17 protein-coding genes are annotated in these 20,268 nt (G+C 47.3%); 16 read left to right on the top strand and 1 reads right to left on the bottom strand.

The features are described from left to right. The first annotated feature begins 6 nt into the window (after positions 1-6). Genes SIB42_RS01880 through SIB42_RS01835 form a run of 10 tightly spaced genes read left to right on the top strand, consistent with a single transcriptional unit; the run spans position 7 to position 10,429 of the window. Positions 7-642 (top strand): D-glycero-alpha-D-manno-heptose-1,7-bisphosphate 7-phosphatase, encoded by a 636-nt coding sequence (locus SIB42_RS01880; RefSeq protein ID WP_231856337.1) that lies wholly within the window; start codon positions 7-9, stop codon positions 640-642. Then, positions 635-1,867, top strand: a complete 1,233-nt coding sequence (locus tag SIB42_RS01875; protein WP_067093247.1) for an NAD(P)/FAD-dependent oxidoreductase — start codon at positions 635-637, stop codon at positions 1,865-1,867. Before SIB42_RS01880 ends, SIB42_RS01875 begins: the two co-directional genes overlap by 8 nt. Next, positions 1,864-2,580, top strand: a complete 717-nt coding sequence (locus SIB42_RS01870; RefSeq protein WP_067093246.1) for a nucleotidyltransferase family protein — start codon at positions 1,864-1,866, stop codon at positions 2,578-2,580. The genes SIB42_RS01875 and SIB42_RS01870 overlap by 4 nt, the downstream gene beginning before the upstream one ends. After that, positions 2,577-3,191, top strand: coding sequence for an SIS domain-containing protein (locus SIB42_RS01865; RefSeq protein ID WP_067093245.1), 615 nt, complete (start codon positions 2,577-2,579; stop codon positions 3,189-3,191). The genes SIB42_RS01870 and SIB42_RS01865 overlap by 4 nt, the downstream gene beginning before the upstream one ends. Continuing rightward, positions 3,191-3,862 (top strand): class I SAM-dependent methyltransferase, encoded by a 672-nt coding sequence (locus SIB42_RS01860; protein ID WP_067093244.1) that lies wholly within the window; start codon positions 3,191-3,193, stop codon positions 3,860-3,862. The genes SIB42_RS01865 and SIB42_RS01860 overlap by 1 nt, the downstream gene beginning before the upstream one ends. A gap of 2 nt (positions 3,863-3,864) precedes the next feature. Then, positions 3,865-4,923 carry a zinc-binding dehydrogenase gene (locus tag SIB42_RS01855; RefSeq protein ID WP_067093243.1) on the top strand — a complete coding sequence of 353 codons (1,059 nt, stop codon included), beginning with the start codon at positions 3,865-3,867 and terminating at the stop codon, positions 4,921-4,923. Continuing rightward, entirely contained in the window at positions 4,920-6,416 is a 1,497-nt protein-coding gene (locus SIB42_RS01850) for a PfkB family carbohydrate kinase (RefSeq protein ID WP_067093242.1), read from the top strand. Before SIB42_RS01855 ends, SIB42_RS01850 begins: the two co-directional genes overlap by 4 nt. Beyond that, positions 6,413-7,435, top strand: a complete 1,023-nt coding sequence (locus tag SIB42_RS01845; RefSeq protein ID WP_067093241.1) for an NAD-dependent epimerase/dehydratase family protein — start codon at positions 6,413-6,415, stop codon at positions 7,433-7,435. Before SIB42_RS01850 ends, SIB42_RS01845 begins: the two co-directional genes overlap by 4 nt. After that, positions 7,432-8,370: an NAD-dependent epimerase/dehydratase family protein gene (locus tag SIB42_RS01840; RefSeq protein WP_067093240.1), complete on the top strand. Its 939-nt coding sequence runs from the start codon at positions 7,432-7,434 to the stop codon at positions 8,368-8,370. The genes SIB42_RS01845 and SIB42_RS01840 overlap by 4 nt, the downstream gene beginning before the upstream one ends. Before the next feature lie 19 nt (positions 8,371-8,389). After that, on the top strand, positions 8,390-10,429 hold the full coding sequence (locus tag SIB42_RS01835; protein WP_231856336.1) for a dehydrogenase E1 component subunit alpha/beta: 2,040 nt from the start codon (positions 8,390-8,392) through the stop codon (positions 10,427-10,429). 227 nt (positions 10,430-10,656) lie between these two features. On the opposite strand, the gene SIB42_RS01830 is transcribed toward SIB42_RS01835, so the two are convergent. Then, positions 10,657-11,445 carry an SDR family NAD(P)-dependent oxidoreductase gene (locus SIB42_RS01830; RefSeq protein WP_074160709.1) on the bottom strand — a complete coding sequence of 263 codons (789 nt, stop codon included), beginning with the start codon at positions 11,443-11,445 and terminating at the stop codon, positions 10,657-10,659. A gap of 35 nt (positions 11,446-11,480) precedes the next feature. Between SIB42_RS01830 and SIB42_RS01825 the strand changes: the two genes are divergently transcribed. The 6 genes from SIB42_RS01825 to SIB42_RS01800 all read left to right on the top strand — a co-directional run bounded on the left by SIB42_RS01825 (position 11,481) and on the right by SIB42_RS01800 (position 19,841). Continuing rightward, positions 11,481-12,284, top strand: a complete 804-nt coding sequence (locus SIB42_RS01825; RefSeq protein ID WP_074160708.1) for a phytanoyl-CoA dioxygenase family protein — start codon at positions 11,481-11,483, stop codon at positions 12,282-12,284. Positions 12,285-12,555: 271 nt separating this feature from the next. Next, positions 12,556-14,349, top strand: a complete 1,794-nt coding sequence (locus tag SIB42_RS01820) for a thiamine pyrophosphate-binding protein (RefSeq protein WP_197459853.1) — start codon at positions 12,556-12,558, stop codon at positions 14,347-14,349. A gap of 24 nt (positions 14,350-14,373) precedes the next feature. Next, the gene (locus tag SIB42_RS01815; RefSeq protein ID WP_067093237.1) at positions 14,374-15,231 is read left to right on the top strand and encodes an FkbM family methyltransferase; all 858 of its coding nucleotides are present in this window, start codon (positions 14,374-14,376) and stop codon (positions 15,229-15,231) included. Between the two features lie 771 nt (positions 15,232-16,002). Continuing rightward, positions 16,003-16,938 carry an NAD-dependent epimerase/dehydratase family protein gene (locus SIB42_RS01810; protein ID WP_074160707.1) on the top strand — a complete coding sequence of 312 codons (936 nt, stop codon included), beginning with the start codon at positions 16,003-16,005 and terminating at the stop codon, positions 16,936-16,938. Positions 16,939-16,997: 59 nt separating this feature from the next. Next, on the top strand, positions 16,998-17,990 hold the full coding sequence (locus SIB42_RS01805) for a glycosyltransferase family 2 protein (RefSeq protein ID WP_074160705.1): 993 nt from the start codon (positions 16,998-17,000) through the stop codon (positions 17,988-17,990). A 282-nt stretch (positions 17,991-18,272) separates the two neighbouring features. After that, positions 18,273-19,841 carry a TIGR04372 family glycosyltransferase gene (locus tag SIB42_RS01800; RefSeq protein WP_413328289.1) on the top strand — a complete coding sequence of 523 codons (1,569 nt, stop codon included), beginning with the start codon at positions 18,273-18,275 and terminating at the stop codon, positions 19,839-19,841. Positions 19,842-20,268 lie beyond the last annotated feature (427 nt).

Raw genomic sequence — 20,268 nt, 5'->3', positions numbered from 1 at the left:
ATTGGTTTGAAAAGCTCTAATCGTCGACGTCTTTTAGTAGAAAATTTGCCCTATAATAAGCCAGCCCTCTTCTTGGATAGGGATGGTGTTCTAATTGAGGATAGGCATTACTTATGCAGACCCGAAGAAGTGCAACTTTGCCCTGGGGCACGCAATTTGCTCGAACATGCTTTTGCAAAGGACTGGCCTGTGGTTGTAATTACCAACCAATCCGGTATCTCCAGAGGTTACTTTGATTGGGATGCTTATGAACAGGTCACCGATCGTCTTCTTGAGTTGCTTGGGCTTGCAGCCCCCATCGCTGCGATTTATGCAAATGGCCATGGACCTGATGCAGCACCCACTAGCTGGCGTAAGCCCAGCCCGGCAATGCTGCAAGCAGCAGCAGTAGATCTTCAGCTTGACCTCACTCGATCCCTGCTGATCGGCGATCGCCTTTCAGACCTTTATGCAGGGGATCGGGCGGGCCTGGCTTGGATGGCCCATGTGCAAACTGGCTATGGCCAAAGAGAGCGTCCTGCCGTTCAGCGCTGGTTTTCTCAAAAACAGATGCGCATCAAAGGAAACTCTTGTTTTGAGTTAGCGCTTCTTGATTCCTTACTCGATTTTCCCTTTGACCGACTTGTGAGCCTCAATGACTAGGCATAGCTGCGATGTGCTGATCGTGGGTGGCGGCATGGTGGGCCTATGCATCGCTTACCAGCTTCTGGAGCGGCGCGTCACCACCAACATCATTGTGTTGGATAAGGAACCAGACCTAGGCCGCCATAGCTCTGGCCGCAATAGCGGCGTGCTGCATGCGGGTCTTTATTACAAGCCTGACTCTGTGAAGGCCCAGGTGTGCGTCTCTGGTGCTAATCGCCTCAAGGCCTGGGTGAACGAGCGCAAGCTCCCTCTTAATGCCTGTGGCAAGTTGATCGTCCCGCAGCGAGCTGAACTCGATGGCCAGCTTGATGTATTGGCAGAGCGCGGTCGTGCCAATGGGGCAGTGGTGGAGCTGTGGGATGAAAGCCAGCTGCGTCAGAAGATGCCGGAAGCTCGCAGCGCCAGTGGTCGTGCTCTCTGGAGTCCGAACACGGCAGTTGTAAAGCCGATTTCGGTGGTGCAGCGGCTGCAACAAGAGCTTCGGCAGCGGGGGGTGAACGTGTTGGCAGCTCAGTCGGGCTGGACGGCAAAACCCGAGCAGCTGCAACTGCTGTTGGCCGATGGCAGCGCAGTCCAATACGGGCATCTTTTCAATTGCGCCGGTCTCCAGGCCGACCGGGTAGCCCATTCCTTCGGGGTGGGGGAGGAATACAGCCTGCTGCCGTTTAAGGGGCTGTATTGGCAGCTCAAGGCCAACTGCCCGATTGTGCCGAGCTGCAACTTGTACCCGGTTCCGGATCTAAATGTGCCGTTCCTGGGTGTGCACTTCACACCCAGTGCTGGCGCAAGTCCTGTGGTGAGCATCGGGCCAACGGCCACCCCGGCCTGGGGCCGCGAAAACTACCGACGTCTTCAGGCGGCAGAGCCCGCTATGGCGGTAGCAAACCTGGCGCTTCTAGCCCGCCAGTATCTGGTGAACCGCGGAGGCTTCCGACGTTATGTGCATGAGCAGGCCTTCCTTTCGCTCCCGCCTTTGCTTCTGCGGGCTGCTCAGCAACTAATTCCCGCTATCCGGGCCGAACATCTCGAACTCAGCGACAAGGTGGGTATCCGCTCCCAGCTGTTCAATCACAACACCCAAGCCATGGAAGACGATTTCCTCTGCCTGCCTGGCCTGTCCAGCACCCACGTGCTCAACGCTATTTCGCCGGCATTCACTGCCAGCTTTGCCTTGGCTGATCTGATCCTGGATCAAGTAATGGATGATTTCAACTTTTCATGAAACCTTTACGAGCTCTGCTGTTGGCGGCTGGGCTGGGCACTCGCTTACGCCCCCTCACCCTTCAAACACCCAAGTGCCTGGTGCCGATCGGCGGCGAGCCGTTGTTGGGTCGCTGGTTGCGGCAGCTGGAGTCAGTTGGTTGTGAAGCGGTGCTAGTTAACACCCACTACTTATCAGAGCAAGTAACGCAATTTGTGAAAGGGTGGCATAGCAACAGAATGGATGTGCAGGTCGTGCACGAGCCTGAGCTGCTGGGTACTGCAGGCACCTTGCTAGCAAACAGTTCGTTTTTCGACGGAGCAGGCGGGCTTCTGATTCATGCCGACAATGCTATGGCGGCTGATTTGAGCGGCTTGCTTGTTGCCCATGCAAAGCACCACACAAGCTGCATGCTCACAATGCTCACATTCCTCACTGATCAACCCAGTAACTGCGGCATCGTTGAAACTGATGACGAAGGAGTGGTGATCGCCTTCCACGAAAAAGTGGCCAATCCCCCAGGTAATTGCGCTAATGGCGCTCTCTATGCCTTTGATCCATCTTTTCTCGACTACCTCACCAGCATGTTTCCCCCGCCGAGCGACTTCAGCACTGAAGTGATTCCCACCCTGTTGGGCAAGATTCAGAGCTGGCACACCGATCAGCCCTATCTCGATATCGGCACACCAGAAGCCCTTTTTAGAGCCCAGCAACTTATTGGTGAAACCTTATGACTGTGATTAAAAGCAGCTTTGCCGTGGCTGTCGGAACCTATCTGCAGAGGTTGCAGAACTGCTTCAGCGCTGAAGTTCTTGAAGGCGTAGAGATACTAGCGACAGAACTTCGGCAGGCTTGGGCGGAGGGACGCAATGTGTATATCTGCGGCAACGGTGGCAGCGCAGCTAACGCGATGCACATGGCCAATGATTTCCACTACGGCATCGGAGCCTGCGGCCCCGGACCTAAACTCCCTGGTTTACGGGTGGATGCTCTGCCTGCAAATTCTGGTGTGATTACATGCCTAGCTAACGATACTAGCTACGACAATATTTATTCCCACCAGCTGGAAGTGAAGGGGCGAAAAGGTGATCTGCTGATTGTGCTATCTGGCAGTGGTAATTCAGCCAATGTGGTGCGCGCTATTGAAACAGCTAGCGCATTGGGGATGCGAAGCTTTGCGATACTTGCCTTCAACGGAGGCCGTTGTTGTGAGCTAGCCGACGTATCCATTCACTTTGCGATCGACGACATGCAGATCGCTGAAGACACCCAGCTGGTGGTGGGCCATTTGTGTATGCAGTGGCTGAACAGCAATAAACCTACCGAGCTTGCCCGCCTGAACTGATGGCTGAAATTGATTTCATGAGCGTTGTTCACAAGAGCACGCAACGCGATTATCTAGCCCGGGTAAATGATCCAGAGTTTCCCAAAGAAAAGGCTGCAGAACTGGCCAAAAAGTTTGATTTTGATTATTGGGATGGTGATCGCCGTATTTGCTACGGCGGCTATCGCTACATAGAAGGGCGCTGGGAAAAAGTGGCGCGGGCGATGGTGGAGCATTATCAGCTTCCTGAAAATGCAAGAATCCTTGATATTGGCTGCGGTAAAGGATTTTTGCTTTACGATTTTCTCAAGGTTTTGCCAAATGCAGAGATCTACGGGATAGATAGTTCAAGCTATGCCCTAGAGAACAGTAAGGAAGAAATCCGCAGCCAACTAACCCTGGGAAATGCCACAAGCCTGCCTTGGCCGGATAACCATTTTGATTTTGTTTACTCAATCAACACTCTTCATTGCCTTCATGCTCACGAGCTAGACAAAGCGCTGCGCGAAATGCAACGTGTAGGCAAACAGTATAAATATCTCTGTGTGGAGAGTTGGCGAAATCAATCCGAAAAAGCAAACCTTCTCTATTGGCAGGTGACCTGCGAAGCCTTCAATACCCCCGAGGCTTGGCAATGGTGGTTTGAGCAAACCGACTACAGCGGCGATCACTCCTATATCTATTTCGAATGAGTATGTCCATAGCCAAGCGTCCCAGCAGCACCCAGGCCGCCATCTTGGTGGCCCAAAACCAGCCACTGCTTATAGACACGATCGAGCTCCCTGAGCAATTGGAGGTGGGCCAGGTGCTGGTAGAAGTCGAAGTGAGCGGCATTTGTGGCTCCCAGCTGGGAGAGATCGACGGGGTGAAGGGGCCTGACCGCTACCTGCCCCATCTTATGGGCCATGAGGGCTTCGGCAGGGTGCTAGAAGTTGGCCCCGGCGTTAAGCACGTTCAACCTGGCAATAGCGTGGTGCTGCACTGGCGGCCTGGGGCCGGTATCCAGGCTGATCCGCCCAAATACTTTTGGCGCGGCCAACCGCTCAATGCCGGCTGGGTTACTACGTTCAACCGCCATGCAGTGGTGAGCGAAAACCGCTGCACCAAGGTGCCGGCTAACACCGATCCAGAGGCGGGAGCCCTATTTGGCTGTGCGATCACCACTGGCTTTGGTGTGGTCGAAAACAATGCCAAGTTGAAGATGGGCGAAGCGGTGGTGGTGTTCGGCGCCGGTGGTGTCGGTTTAAATATCATTCAGGCGGCGGGACTGGTGTCGGCGACGCCGATCATTGCGGTGGATTTGCATGACAACCGCCTGAAGCTGGCCCGCCAGCTAGGCGCGAGCCATGCCATCAACAGCTCCCAGGGTGATGCTGAAACTCTTATCCAAGAGGCCCTCGCCGGTCAGCCGCTGGATGTGTTCATCGACAACACCGGCGTGCCCGCGCTGATTGAGCTGGGCTACCGGCTCACCCACAGTCAAGGAAGAGTTATTTTGGTCGGCGTGCCGCGCTTCGGCAACAACTTGAATCTCTATTCCCTACCCCTGCATTTCGGCAAGTTGCTCAGCGGCTCCCACGGCGGTGAGTGCCAGCCCGATCTTGATATCCCTCGCTATCTGCGGCTGCTGGAGCGGCGCAGTTTTCAGCTAGATAACTTCGTGAGTGCGCGTTTCCCGCTGGAACAGATCAATGACGGCATCGCCGCGATGCGCGACGGCGCCACGGCTGGCCGGGTGATGATTACCCTGTGACTTCTTCTTTTCTGCAGCTTGAGCAGGCCGCTGCCATGCGCGGCTGTGTGCTCGCCTACGGACACTTCACCACCATCCATCCAGGCCATATCCGCTATCTGCGCCATGCTCGCAGCCTGGGCCAAGAGCTGGTGGTGGCCCTTATCGGCGATGGCCCCGCCGATCAAACGAGACGCTATCCATTTCGCCAGCCGGAGCGGGCCGAGGCGCTGAGCATGCTGGGGCTTGCTGATGCGGTGCTTTTGCTGCAGGGCGATGAGCTGGAGCTTGCTATCGAATACCTGCAACCAGCAGTGCTGGTGCTGGGCACCGAATTAGAGGGATCGCAGCGAATGCAGCAACCTCTGGCGCTGATGCGCTCCCAGGGGGGCAGCGTGCAGTTCCATGCCGGCGATGTGACTTACGCCAGCGCTGATCTGCTCAATAACTCCGAGCGGGATCTACTTCAGCGGCGACGGGAGCAGTTTCAGGCCTCCTGCTGCCGTCAGAACCTGAACCGCGCCGAGCTGCTGGCATCGATGGAGGCTTGGCCCGAAACGCGGCTGATCGTGCTTGGCGACACGATTGTTGATCAATACGCCGCTTGCGAGGCGATCGGCATGAGTGCTGAAGCACCCGTTGTGGTGGTAAGAGAGCTAGCCAATAGAAACTTTATTGGTGCGGCGGCGGTGGTGGCCGCCCACATCCATGCCCTTGGGGCCCAGTGCGATCTGGTGTCGGTGGTGGGAAATGATAGTACCGGCGATCTGGTGCAGCAGGAGCTGAACGCCCACGGCATCGGTGATGGCCTCAGCCGCGATCCCTCCCGGCCCACCACCTTTAAAAAGCGCTACATGGTCGAAAATCAGAAGCTGTTCCGCGTCAGTCGGCTGGAGCAGCACAATCTCGATAGCGAGATTGAGGAGCAGGTAATTACCCGCCTGGAGGAACTGGCTCCTCATGCCCGCGGGATTGTGGTCTCGGATTTTGTCTACGGAGTGGTTACTCCCAAGGTGTTGAAGGTGGTGCAGAAACTTGCCCGGTGTCATGGGCTGATGCTGTTCGGCGATCTGCAGTGCAGCAGCCAGGTGGGATCTATCAGTCGCTTTCAGAACTTCTCTCTGCTCTGCCCGAATGAACGGGAGCTGCGCTTGGCCCTGCAGGATAAAGAGAGCGGACTCGAAAGCCTCAGCCAGAAGTTGCTGGAGGACAGCAAATGCGAGCGCCTGGTTGTGAAGCTGGCGGCTGAAGGCTTCATTGCTTACGACCGTGATGCCGAGGGGACAGTGATCACTCAGCCCTTCCCCGCCCTGAGCGTCAATCCATTGGATGTGGCCGGAGCAGGCGATTCGCTGTTGGCGGTTATGGCTACGGGACTGGCCAGCGGACAGGCGATGATGTCCACCGCCGCTCTGGCCTGCTGCATGGCGTCGCTGGCGGTGGAAACCATGGGCAACACCCCGATCAGCGCCGATGCTCTGCGCAACAACCTGGAGGAGGTGCTTCAACCGTGAGTTCAGAGAAAATTCTCGTTATCGGCAGCAACAGCTTCAGCGGCTCCCACTTCGTGGCGGAGGCCCTGAGAAGCGGCCACAACGTCTGGGGCGTCAGCCGCTCGGTCGAACCCGAGTCTGTATTTCTGCCCTATCGCTGGCCTGAACCAACTATTGGCGAACCCTTGGCAACTGCTGATAACTTCGCTTTTAGGGCAATTGACCTGAACAGCCAGCTCTCTGAGCTGCTGGAGTTAATTGACCGTGTACAACCCTCAGTGCTTGTGAATTTCGCAGCTCAGGGGATGGTGGCTGAGAGCTGGTTGAATCCCACCCACTGGTATCGCACCAATGTGGTGAGTCAGGTGGCGCTGCACGATGCTCTGCGTCAGAAGCCGTTTTTGAAGAAATACGTTCATGTGACCACTCCGGAGGTTTATGGCAGCACCGATGGCGGATGGATCCAGGAGACCAATAATTTTGCCCCCAGCACTCCTTATGCGGTGAGCCGGGCGGCCTGTGATCTACATCTGCTGAGCTTTGAGAAGGCTTACGGCTTCCCTGTGGTGTTCACCCGGGCAGCCAACGTTTATGGCCCCGGCCAGCAGCTCTATCGGATCATTCCCAGGGCAATGCTCAGTGCCCGTACGGGTCAGCCGATGCAATTGCATGGCGGGGGCTATTCCGAGCGCTCTTTCATTCACATCCACGATGTAGTGCGGGCCACCCTGCAGCTGGCATTAGAAGCTGATCCCGGCAGCACCTGGCATCTCTCAACCCGCGAAGCGATCAGCATCAGAGCCCTTGTTGAGCAGATCTGTAAGCGCTGTGGAGCTTCTTTCTCATCCGTTGTGGAAGATAGCGGTGAGCGCTTGGGCAAGGATCAGAGCTACCTGCTCGACAGCAGCGCAATGCGTGAAAGCTTTGGCTGGAGCGATCAGGTGAGCCTCGATGAGGGGCTCACAGACACCATGGCCTGGGTGGATAGTCACCTAGAGCAGCTCAAGTCCCTTCCCTGGACCTATCAACACAAAGCATGAAAGTTCTCGTCACTGGCGGTTGCGGCTACAAAGGCTCCGTTCTGGTTCCCCTGCTGTTGGCCGATGGCCATGAGGTGATCAGTGTCGACACCCAATGGTTCGGCAACCAGCTACCAACACACCCCAAACTCACCAATCTCCAGCTCAACATCCTCGATATCGATGCAATTCCGATGGATGGCGTTGAAGCAATCATCCATCTGGCCAACATTGCTAATGATCCTGCGGTGGAGCTGAACCCCACGCTTAGTTGGGAGGTGAATGTGCTGGCGGGCCAGCAGCTAGCCGACCGGGCATTGAGAGCTGGGGTCAAGCAGTTTCTATTCGCCAGCTCCGGAAGCGTCTATGGCGTCAAAGACGAACTCAACGTCACCGAAGATCTCACCCTGGTGCCGATCTCGGTCTACAACAAAACCAAGATGGTGGCCGAGAGAGTGTTTCTTTCTTATTCCGATCAAATGCAAGTTCACTGTATCCGGCCCGCCACCGTTTGCGGTCTTTCACCGCGCATGCGTCTTGATGTGAGCGTGAACATGCTCACTTATCAGGCCCTTAAAAATGGTCGCATAACAGTGTTCGGTGGCGATCAAACCCGGCCAAATATCCACATCCAGGACATCGCTAATGTATATCGCCACTTCCTCGCCCATCCACAGATTGCCAGCGGCTGTTACAACGCTGGTTTTGAGAACATCTCGATCCTCACCATTGCCGAGATGGTGAAGAGCAAGCTCGGCGCCGAGATTGTAGTTAGTGCTTCAAACGATCCCCGCTCCTACCGGCAAGATTCCAGCAAGCTGCTTGCCACCGGCTTCAAGCCCAGCCATACAGTTGCCGATGCAATCGCCGAAATCTCTAAAGCCTATGCTCAGAATGAACTGCCCGATGGAGATCAAACCTACACAGTGAAATGGATGCAACACCTCGGCTTGTGATTATAAAATTCGGAATTTGATGAGCTCCTCACTAAAACAGGGAATGCAACTTCTTCGAGCAATGACTCGAATTCGCATGGTTGAAGAGGAAATCGCCAGGCGATATCCAGAACAAGAAATGCGTTGCCCCGTGCATCTAAGCATTGGCCAGGAAGCTGCAGCTGTAGGAATTTGTGCTGCGCTTAAAGATACTGATTGGACTTTTTCTGGACATCGAAACCACGCTCATTACCTTGCTAAAGGTGGTGATTTAAAGGCGATGTTGGCGGAAATTTACGGAAAGGCTACTGGGTGTTGCGGTGGCAAGGGTGGCTCGATGCACCTTACAGATCGCGCCTGTGGTTTTATTGGAGCCACGCCAATTGTCGGAAGTACGGTGCCGATAGCTGTAGGCGCAGCACTAACAGCTCAGCGAGAAGGTAAAGGACGTGTAGTTGTTGTCTTCTTAGGTGATGGTGCAATGGAAGCTGGGGTAGTGCACGAAAGTCTCAACTTTGCAGCACTCAAAAGTTTACCAATTCTATTTGCCTGTGAAAACAATTTATATTCGGTTTATTCCCCACTAGGGGTAAGGCAACCTTCGAATAGAACAATCGGCCAGGTGGCAGCGGGTCACGGTGTTGAAGTGATCTATGCCGATGGAAATAATGTCGATGATATCTACGGCAAGGCGAGAGATGCTGTTGAAAAACTTCGAGTGGGTGGCATGCCAGTTTTTATGGAAATGCCCACTTATCGATGGCGTGAGCATTGCGGGCCAGGCTATGACAACAATATTGGCTACCGTTCCGAGCAAGAATTTCTGGATTGGAAAGAGAATGATCCGCTGAGAATTCAGGCTAAAAATACTGGTTTCTCACTGGATTCAAAAGAAATTAGCGATATCACATTAGAGATAAATTCTGGGTTTGAGCAAGCTCTCATTGCCAATTTCCCTGATGCCGCTGCCACTGGCAATGTGTATGCTCAAGCTAAAAGGTATGATCCACCTTCGAATGCCGGATCTCGTGAAATCAGTTACGCAGAAGCGCTTTTAGAAGCTCAGGATCAATGTCTAGGACAAGATCTTACAACCTATCTTATGGGCCTTGGAGTTCCAGATCCTAAGGGAATATTTGGTACCACACTGGGCTTACAAGAAAAACACGGGAAACAGCGTGTATTCGATATCCCACTTGCAGAAAATGCTTTAACCGGCGTTGCAATTGGTACGGCAATTACCGGACTAAGACCAATTTTAACCCATCAGCGGGTTGATTTCGCACTGGTCTCAATAGATCAAGTTGTTAATCAAGCCGCTAAATGGCATTACATGTTTAACGGAACCATGAGTGTTCCAATGGTGATCCGCATGATCATTGGACGTGGCTGGGGCCAAGGGCCTCAACATAGCCAAAGCCTACATGCATGGTTTGGTCACATACCTGGGCTTAAGGTGATCATGCCTACAACAGCTTTCGACGCTAAAGGTATGCTTATTTCTGCCATTGAGGATGACAATCCAGTACTTTGCCTCGAGCATCGCTGGCTTTATAACGTTAAAGATTTGGTGCCAACCGATGCATACCGCGTTCCACTTGGAAAAGCGAGGGTAGTACGGATGGGAACAGACGTGACATTGGTTGGAATCTCTTATATGACATTGGAGTGCCTGAAGGCTGCTGATGAGCTTCAAGCGTATGGAATACATGCGGAGGTTGTTGACTTACGGAGTATTCGCCCGATTGATGATGAGTTGCTGATTGAGTCAGTAAACCGCACGAAACGACTATTAGTTGTTGATCATGCAGATCCCTTCTGTGGTGTAGCCTCAGAAATTGTTTCGCTCATAGCAGAGAAGCTCTTTTCTCAGCTGATAAGTGCACCAGAAAAGTTAGCGCTACCTTCATATCCTGCGCCAACTAGTCATTCCCTGGCTGATGATTACTACCCCATTTCAGATGATATAGTTAAGAGAGTTCTAGCCCAAATGAAGAGCTCAGCTGAATTTGTACCCAGCTTTCAATCTTCAACCAGGCGTAGGGATCAGCCGAATAGAGATTTTCAAGGCCCATTTTAGCGCCTGATTATTATTTCTTATTCCCAAGGTATGTTGCGCATTATGGCGTGTATTGGCAATAGAGATAGCCAGCAGATTTTCAAAACTATTTAAAATTTCCCCAAAAACACTAATTTACAGTTTACTTAGTATAAAAATACTCAAACTAGCTAAATTATGAAGATTGTGACAAGAATAATAAATGCACATTTAAAGAAAACAGAACATGGAGAGCTGCGTATCCCGGTTTAATTCATAAAACGCTTAAGTCTGTAGAAATTAGGATTGGCTTCATAAAGTTCTTGGAGAGTCTGTTCAGAGAATGAGTCGTGTACTGACGAAAAATTTCTTCCACCTACCAAACGTTTTGGTTGACTCATTAGAAAAAAAATGTCATCTACGACCTTATTGGGAGTATTCATCAAGGATTGATTTTCGAGCATATATTGTGTCTTAAAATAATTCGGTCCTGCTATCGTTGGGCCCGCTTCGATAGTCGCATTGTGAATGTCAGACAACATCCATCCCGGGCCTAAAGCGACAAACTTGGTATCTGATATTTCATCATCTAGCAATTCCACACATTTAATTAAGCCAATCTTCCCCAGCGTGTATGCAGAGTAGTAGGGAGTCGCACCATTGGTACCGCCACCTGCAAAAAAAACTACTGTTGCGTTTCCGTCACGATTTCTAAAGGGCAATAGCCGCAGTAATAACTCGATTTGCAACGTAAAATTCTTATTGAATCCCTCAATCCATTGCTCTACATTTACAGATTCGAATAGGCCTACAGGTTCTTGCGTCCCTATACATGATACAAATAAATCCCAACCCTCAGCATCCTCATGCAGAGTGTCTGCAAACTCGCTCAAGTTAGTCGCAGCAATATCTAGATGTTTCAAAAGAACGTTTGCAGGTATATTTGTTGGCATTCTTGAATTGTAAGTAGACAATATGCGTGAACATTTGCTAGAAAGCCTCTCAATTAGTTCTGTCCCAATAGCAGATGATCCTCCAAGAATGATCGCTTTATTCATAACTGCTATGATGACTCCATGAATTGTACCAATGCGTGAACCAGTCGCACCCTGGCCTCGATCAAGTTGTTCAATTCGGGAATAGTGTAAGATCTGAACCTTTTAAAGAAATTCAGAATAATGGCTACTTTGTCCTTCCGAATCGACTCAGTCCTGGTGATTGTAATGAGATAATAAATGACATACAAGAGAAGGGATCAAAGCTGCCATACAGAGTAAAGGAATCGTCTAAATTTGCTGGAATATATCGAAGTCCATTTATCTACTCCGATCGATTGCGAGACTTATTAACTGCAAGCTTTATTCATGATTTACTGCGAGAGATATTTCCTTGTGGCTATCAGCTGCATTTGAATAGGGCCGTGCATAACCAAGCCTACCAAGGTGCATCAACTATTGAATGGCATAGAGATATTCCATATCTACATTCTCCCTCACAGCATCCTTTGAGCATAAGTTTTTTGTCATTCCATAGCCAAAATGATTCAGCTTCACTAGTTATAAAAGAAAAATCACACAGAGATTTCTTTTACAATTTCAATGAGGCGCCCTCTAAGCCACTATCTCTGGAGATGGGAGACATTGTAGTCTTTGATTCTAACCTGGTGCATCATACACCAATATTAACTAGTGACATGTTCTATAATCTTTTCATGTTTACAACCCCGATAATCAAGCCTGTTGTCAATTATACATCTTCTAGCTTTTTCTCGGATTTTTTAAATAGTACATATAAAGCGAAGGAAATTATTTCACTGCTTGGATACGACTATCTTCCTCCTGGGGATGATTCGATTTATATTTCAAGGAAGCTAGTTCATAGTCCTGCAAACAACTGATAGGATAAGAAGTGTATTTTGGGTGGTTTTTTATGGCTGGCTGCCGGTGAAGTCGCCGGGCCGAATTTTGACAAGACGTGCCAGTTCATGGACAGTTAAGGCGATGTGAGGGCCTTGCTCGAAACCTCGCCATGTTTCAATGGTCTGTGTTGGCGCCCAGTGGCGCACTGGGCGGGAGAAACTTCTCCCTGGTCCATTATCAGTGGCAGCATCCGCAGTTAATGGAAGAACTCATTGTAAATTCGAACATCTATAAACTCCGGCGACTTTCTTGACGGAGGCACAAAAACTGATGATGCATGTCATGAAGTTAAGCGACTATGTGATTGATTACCTGCACGCTCGAGGCACAAAACATGTTTTCGGAATGTCAGGCGGTGCTGCCGTCCATCTGTTTGACTCAGCAGCAAAACATGCAGGAGTCGGTACTACATTTGTTGCACATGAGCAGTCAGCCGCAATGGCTGCCGACGGATATTACCGCGTGTCAGGTCGTATGGGTGCATGTATCGTAACCAGCGGACCGGGTGCAACCAACCTGCTCACTGGTGTCTGCTGCTCTTATTACGATTCAGTACCGGCACTTATGCTGACCGGGCAAGTTGCCACACATCGGCTCAAGGGTGAGCGTAAAGTCCGGCAAGTTGGATTTCAGGAAACAGACTCTCTGTCTATTTACTCCAGCGTAACTAAATATTCAGCGCAACTATCAAATAGCAACCAAATCGCCAGCATATTAGATCGTGCATACGCCGAGGCTGAGTCTGGCCGACCAGGTCCTGTATTGGTAGATATTCCCGATGATCTCCAGCGCGCTCATCTCGAGACTGCCGAGTTGCCACGTTATTCAGATGCGAAACATGTGATTTCTAATGGGTTGTCAGAACAGGTTCAGTCGCTTTTGGCTCAGATCTCTGCGGCCAAGCGTCCCGTCATCGTGCTGGGTGGAGGGTTAAGTACGCCGCGCAAGGCAGACGAGCTCCGCGAGTTCCTCAAACATGTCGAGATTCCGCTGTTGCAAACTTGGGCCGGGCTTGACCTGATTCCGTACAACTGGAAGCATCGCGTCGGTACTTTTGGCGTGTACGGCTCGCGTCTCGGAAATTTTGTTATCCAGCACGCCGACCTAGTTGTTTGCTTGGGCACACGTCTTTCGCAAAACCTCACTGGCGGCGTCCTCAGCACCTTTGCCCCAAATGCGCGCATTGTCATGGTTGACGCAGACAAGGGAGAAATGGATAAATTCGATGGATATGGCATAAGGATTGCTGGGCGCATCCAGTGCTTAATGGGAGAATTTTTTGACACAGCCAAAGCAGTCATAGAGCAGTACAAGGCACCTAGCATTGCTCCGTGGTTGGCCACAATAGAGAGCTGGCGTGCACAGCTACCCGACGATATTCCAGTGGAGCCAGATGATGTCGCGGGCTATGTTGATGCTCATCATTTTGTCCATCAACTTTCCGATGCGCTCGCCGATGACGAAATTGTGTTTGTCGATACTGGAGGCAATCTGACCTGGACCTGCAACAACCTCAGAGTGAAGTCAGATCAAAGGGTTTTCTCGGCGTGGAATTTTACTCCAATGGGTTATGCCGTAGCGGCCGGCATAGGCGGATCAGCAGCGGCACCAGACCGATCGGTCACCTGCATTATTGGAGACGGCGGCCTTCAACTCTGTATGGGTGAACTTGCGACGGTTGTCAGATACCAGGTCCCACTGAAAATAATGTTATTCAACAATCATGCGCATGGCATTCAGAAACAGACTCTAGAAACGTGGTTGGATGGAAATTATGTAGGCGTCGACGCCGCTTCCGGATTGGGATTGACAGATTTCGCTAACGTTGCTAAGGCTATGGGAATTGCTGTTATCACTATATCTAAAAGTTCTGAAATTAGAGCCAAGCTTAGGGAGGTATATTCTACGGCTGGTCCCGTCTTTTGTAATATCGAAATCAATCCCAACCAGAAGCTGTATCCGGTTCTCAAGGCGGGGGCCCCGCTTGAAAATCAAATGCCCCTGCTAACCCCAGAACAGCTCGCTGAATTACGAATTCTTTAACACTCAACTTCAAAGGTTCAATCAATGCAATTGGAACGCTTCGGCAATCTTTTAGAATTTTTGGCAGACCACCCGCAAGAGCATGCAAGAGGGTCTTCTTTTTATCGATTTGTCTCAGGGCTGACTACCCCGGCATTTCATGAAGCGCAGCCTGCATTTGAGGCAGAGCAAAAGGTGCCATTTGCAGAGTTGGGCTTGCTGAGTTTGCCCTACGAGAAAATGGGGGCCATTGATTCAATTGACTTGTTTGGTTTGGACGAGTTGCTGATGTTCTCATTTTACTACCGTAATCGTGGTCGTTATGCTCGTGCAGCGGATATTGGCGCCAACATTGGCTTGCACACGATCGTATTATCTCTTTGTGACAGTACAGTTGAGGCATATGAGCCTGACCCAGCACATTTTGAGAAACTGCGTCGAAACCTAGGTTTGAATAACATCAATAATTGCCGTACTCATCAGGCCGCCGTCTCTGAAAAAGATGGAACTATGCAGTTTGTGCGTGTTCTTGGCAATACAACTAGCAGCCATTTGGTTGGGGCTAAATCCAATCCGTATGGCGAACTTGAGAAGTTTGATGTCACAGTTCAGGATATACGGGATATAGTCAATCGGGTAGATCTTCTAAAGATTGATGCTGAAGGCCATGAGGCAGTATTACTCAATGCTATCCCTATTGAAGCATGGAAGAAGGTGGATGCTTTTGTCGAAATTGGAACTGCAGAAAATGCGCATTTGGTTTACCAGCGTTTCGACAATACAGGTGTCAATATCTTCTCGCAAAAGTGCGGCTGGGCCCCTGTGAAAACTATTGAGGACATGCCTCGAAGTTATAAAGAAGGTGGTGTATTTGTGAGTTCTAAATCGGTGATGCCTTGGTAAATTTATGTTTATATAGCGTTCTAATACATGCTGCTTTCTTTCGTCTTGATGAAGGGCTGAGATCAAAGTCTAATGATGGTTTTGGTTTTCGCTTCGACATTGCTATAAGCGCTTTGATGTCATGCATCTGCCTGCAACCCGCATCGGAGCGACTAAAATCAAGCTAATACAAGAAGCAGCTTGATCGCTGCCGTACTCAGAATGGCCATCGCCTCAGCTCCAAGCCCATCGATTCGGTGAAAACTTGTGGCACACAGCAAAGTTTTTAAGATTTTATAGTCCCTCGCAAATGCTCTAGGAGTCATCCCTCTCCGAAGCAGGTACTCTTGAGCACCGTGATCAGCAGCAAATACCAGGCTGGGATGCGAACTCCCCAGCCGAATGCGCACATTCGGAATTTACTTGAAATAGCTGATCAGCATGTGATAGAGATCGGTTACAGCTGAGTCGCTATTGAGTAAAGGGACGAGGTCATTCTCGCGACCTCAACACATTCTCAAAGCATTGGGAATGATGCTTGTGTTTGACTTTGAATCTACCCTGACCCTGATTAAACTAGCCTATACATAATTGAGTTCTTTCACGTGTGCTCCAAGCCTAATTACGCTAATATAGAATATAAGCTTAGTAGTCAAGCTGAATTACTTGCCATGCTCAACTATGAAAACAACATCATTATTCACCATAGGCAAAGCGTTCACAAGGTCTTGTGAAAAAACTATTTTAGAATTATGCACTTTATTTTCACCAATCATGAAAAAGCATAAATAAATGAGAATTTTAATAACTGGAGTTACAGGTTTCATAGGTAGCTCTATCCTGAAATATTTACTTGAAAAAACTGATCATGACATGATAGGCCTGATTCATACAAAAAATACCCGTTTTGACTACTTTATTGAAACCTTGAAAGAATATTCCTCGAGAATATATTTAGTTGACTCCTTGACGTCTACAAATCCAGAAATAATAATACATTGCGCTGCTAGTGCACAAGTACCCTTGACAATTAAGGATCCGTTATCGGCATTTGATAGTAATGTAGTATTCACTTTGAATTTGCTAACTCATGCAAGAAATTGTTGTCCTGATTTGAAAAAATTTATATTTATAAGCACGGGAGAGGTTTATGGTCCAAATGAAGATAATGCTAAATGGATGGAAAAAGATAGGTTAAAATGCCTAACTCCTTATAGTGCTACGAAAGCTGCAGGTGAATCTTTGGTACAGGGTTATTCATTTACTTATGGAATACCAAGCGTGATATTACGTTTGCAAAGTATTTTTGGTGAAAGAGAGCTGCCAACAAAGTTTTTCAGTCAAATCATTTCCTCGATTGTTGCCAAAAATCTTATATACTTGAATGGTAGCATCGATAATAATAATACTACGTTGGTGAGTTGGTTGCATGTGGAAGAGGTTGCGAATGCCTTAATTTTTGTCATTAATCATCATAATTGTGAATATAGTGAAGTATATAATTTAACTGGAAAGCAAGAGTATTCTCTGCTTGAAAGTGTTCAGCTTGTTGCAAGTATATTGTCTAAAGAGTTTCGTTATCAAATAGTTCCAATAGAAGCTTTTAGTCGAGGATCAAGGTGTTGCATTAGTAATGACAAAATCACTTCTTTAGGTTTCAAGCATGAACTAAGTTTCAAGAGCAAGCTTGTTAAATTCGTTCATTGGAGAAAATCAAATATGGATTAAATCTACGCGGTACAGATTTTACCCTTTTTACATAAGTAATTTCATTCTTAAGTTCTTCAATGCCAAAGTTAATTAGCATAGCCATACCAGCGTATAACAATTGCGAGCTATTAGACAGGGCTTTGGAATCAATTCTAAAGCAAACATATAGGCCGATTGAAGTGGTCGTTTCCGATGACAACTCATACAATGATCTTAGATCTATAGTGAATAAGTATATAAATTTAAAATCAAAAGATATAACCTTTAAATACTATAAGAATTCAGAAAATCTATCTTTCTACTGGAACAGTTGTGCAGCATATTCAAGATGTACGGGTGAGTTCGGGATGTTTTTGCATCATGATGATTATTTTACTGACAATAATTGTTTGGCTCACTGTATCGAAGTATTAGATAAAAACAAGGATGTTCATATTGTGATTACAAATTCTATTGTAGAGCATTATCTTAAGACAATGATGTCATGGAACTATCATGGCTGGCAAATTATAAATGGTCAAAAATATATAGCTGAATATTTATATACAATTGCGCATCCGTCATATTCATCTGTATTATTTGATCGAGGTTATTTGCAGCATCTAGGATATGAAAGCAAATTTATATTGCGTGGAGACTATAAGTCAAAAAAAATCCAACTTGATGAAGCTTTTGTATTTATTATTCTTCTTTGCTTGAATAGTGATGTCGCAATAAACGGAAAAGTCTATACCTTCAGAGGTTCTCCACCAGATTCTTACAGCAGAAGTAATCAGTGGGCATCATTGGGCGGTAGCATTGGTGGACTAATTCCGTTGTTAAATCTTTATTTTAAGGAGACAAATGAGAATAAGCAAAAGATGATTCTCAGCGTAATTCTAAAAGTTTATACCAATCTACATCCTAAAGATCTAAGATTTCTCCCCTTTTTGATCAAAAAATATGGTAATTCTCGATTTCTAGTACAACTGTTTATGATGGCAATAATTAATCGTTATATGGCTATATTATTAAATATTTTCTCTTTAAAAATGGTCAAATACCTTTTAAAAAAGTTGTTTCTCAGGTGATCTGTATCTCAAACTTTTTATTGTTCAAAACTAGCAGCACATCTCCCAACACTTGTAATGACCTTAAGAGTTTTACAATGAGGACTTGTCTTTACTTTCTGGAAAATGGCGACGGAGATTTGTCGCCTATAGTGGATCAATTCTTAGGTGGCTCCTTAACATCAATGTCAGTAAATACCTGTCTCGACGATGATTCCCATGACGATACCAAGTTTTACCTTTCCCGTAAATTAGCTTATCAAAGTTTCTTGCATTGGCATCTGTAAAATGTCCATAAATTCGATGTATTCATTAGTAAAACCAATTAAGAAGTATTATTGGGGATATTGTTTAAATGGGAAAGTTAATCCTGCTGTCGGGATTATTGTCTCTACAGTATCGCGATCTCTGGTAATATTGAACAATGCAATTTGTTTCAAATATAGTATTAAAAATAGAATTAATTTATATCTATTCTTTCTGGAAGTAAATGACCATGTGATTTTTCAGTCCTTAAGTAAAAATTTTGCGAATTCAGCCGATTATTTATTGCTGAGCACGTTAATCGAAAGAGAAAATATTTCAAAAGTCTTATTCCATTATTACATGCTAGCCAATAGAGCCGAATATGGAATAAAGCTTTTTGAAGCATTGGTAGCTACTGATCCTGCTAATAAAATGAATTGGCGAGGCTTGCTGGATCTTCCTTTTTATATAGGTGACGAAAAAAGAGTAAATAAGTATTTCGACCGATATATTGCTTTCAAAAACAATCAGGCAATTTCGGATAATATCGATCTGACGAATAACATGTATCTCTCTGAATACTTTACTTATTCTATTGGCCATTTAAGCATCATAGTAGATTATGCGCTTGCTATGCAAATTGACAATAGGTCACACGGCGGCACTATTTTTATTAGTCTAGCAGCTGCTAAAATAGCAAATAAAAGTATTTTAGACCTAATTGTAAATACTTTTAAGAACATAGAATATGTGAGCGAAAGAGATGTAATTCAAACGCAACACATAAAAAAATACGAAAATCCATTTGTCTATAAAATAAATTTTAAGGGTCAATGGTGTAATTGGTATGAAGTTAGACCCCTTATACACAGAGATTCGGGTTTAGCTAGTCTAAATAGATTGTTGAAAATACCTATAAAATGCAAGGAAAAAGGCTTCCGTTTTATGCAGTCATTCGGGTTTTCACAGGAAGATTGGTTTGTTACTATACATATAAGAGACAGGAATGATGGAAGTCTCAGAAATTCTAAGACAAATACTTATATTGAAGCAATCCACCAAATTACTAGTAAAGGTGGTTGGGTCGTTAGAATAGGCGGAAAAAATTCTATACCACTACCAAGAATCCCAAATGTAATTGATTACACCCAAATAGTTGAACAATCTCATTTTCTTGACACTTACTTTCTCGCCGAATGTCTTTTTTCAATTCAAACTACTTCGGGGCCAGCCAATATACCGATATTATTTGGAAGACCAACCATACAAGCAAATTGCTTCCCCATAAGACATACTGTTCCATGCTATAAAGATATATTTATGCCAAAATTGGTCTACAGTAAAAGACTTAATCGTACCCTGAATTTCAGCGAAGTCTTTCTTTCAAGCATTTCATCTACTGAAATCTCCTCACTCGCGGATGATGATGACTTGTCGGTAGTGGATAATTCATCATTAGAAATACTTGAAGCTTGCAATGAAATGCTTGCTGCCCTAGATTCGTCATCGCTTGAGACCCTAACCCCATTGCAAGCAAGATTTAATGATATTGCAATCGATCATGATGTAACTATTTTCCCAAAAATTAGTAAGTTTTTTATTGAACAGCATAAGCATTTAATTTAGCAGTTTTAATTTAGGAGGCTCCGGTGAATTGTTTTTTTAGTAGTCCGTATTGAGTAGCCAGGTTGATTTCGACTGTGATTTTTCTCTGAGGCTATTGCTTTATCGCTTTTGGGTTCATGTTCATCTACGTTGGGCTGATCGGCGTCCCATTTAGTGGTGTAACTGATGAGGATTAGCCCTGGTGTTGTCCATGGATGTTGGCTCGCTTCCTAAGTCAGTTAACTGTGGCAATGGGCGTATGCGGCTGTGATCATGTTTGGTTCACTACCTCCAAACCAAAGACAGACCATTACACATACCCATAGTGGCGCTAAGAGTTGGTACAGCTCGTGCATGGCACCAGCGCAAGCGCCGTGAGCGCTTAAATCGTGAGCCCCTGCTTTCAGCATCTGCTGGAAGCCGCAGTTTCTGTTATCACAGTCGCCCA

Origin of the sequence: Synechococcus sp. MIT S9508, from assembly GCF_047303045.1 — a bacterium.
Taxonomy (GTDB): domain Bacteria; phylum Cyanobacteriota; class Cyanobacteriia; order PCC-6307; family Cyanobiaceae; genus Synechococcus_C.
The sequence above is the reverse complement of the archived record's forward strand: the minus strand, read 5'-3'. Positions and strand labels throughout refer to the sequence as shown.

Bases quoted from the DNA above. Each gene is read 5' to 3' on its own strand.
- SIB42_RS01875 (WP_067093247.1), top strand. From the start codon at position 635: ATGACTAGGCATAGCTGCGATGTGCTGATCGTGGGTGGCGGCATGGTG.
- SIB42_RS01870 (WP_067093246.1), top strand. From the start codon at position 1,864: ATGAAACCTTTACGAGCTCTGCTGTTGGCGGCTGGGCTGGGCACTCGC.
- SIB42_RS01865 (WP_067093245.1), top strand. From the start codon at position 2,577: ATGACTGTGATTAAAAGCAGCTTTGCCGTGGCTGTCGGAACCTATCTG.
- SIB42_RS01860 (WP_067093244.1), top strand. From the start codon at position 3,191: ATGGCTGAAATTGATTTCATGAGCGTTGTTCACAAGAGCACGCAACGC.
- SIB42_RS01855 (WP_067093243.1), top strand. From the start codon at position 3,865: ATGTCCATAGCCAAGCGTCCCAGCAGCACCCAGGCCGCCATCTTGGTG.
- SIB42_RS01840 (WP_067093240.1), top strand. From the start codon at position 7,432: ATGAAAGTTCTCGTCACTGGCGGTTGCGGCTACAAAGGCTCCGTTCTG.
- SIB42_RS01835 (WP_231856336.1), top strand. From the start codon at position 8,390: ATGAGCTCCTCACTAAAACAGGGAATGCAACTTCTTCGAGCAATGACT.
- SIB42_RS01830 (WP_074160709.1), bottom strand. From the start codon at position 11,445: ATGAATAAAGCGATCATTCTTGGAGGATCATCTGCTATTGGGACAGAA.
- SIB42_RS01815 (WP_067093237.1), top strand. From the start codon at position 14,374: ATGCAATTGGAACGCTTCGGCAATCTTTTAGAATTTTTGGCAGACCAC.
- SIB42_RS01810 (WP_074160707.1), top strand. From the start codon at position 16,003: ATGAGAATTTTAATAACTGGAGTTACAGGTTTCATAGGTAGCTCTATC.
- SIB42_RS01805 (WP_074160705.1), top strand. From the start codon at position 16,998: ATGCCAAAGTTAATTAGCATAGCCATACCAGCGTATAACAATTGCGAG.
- SIB42_RS01800 (WP_413328289.1), top strand. From the start codon at position 18,273: ATGTATTCATTAGTAAAACCAATTAAGAAGTATTATTGGGGATATTGT.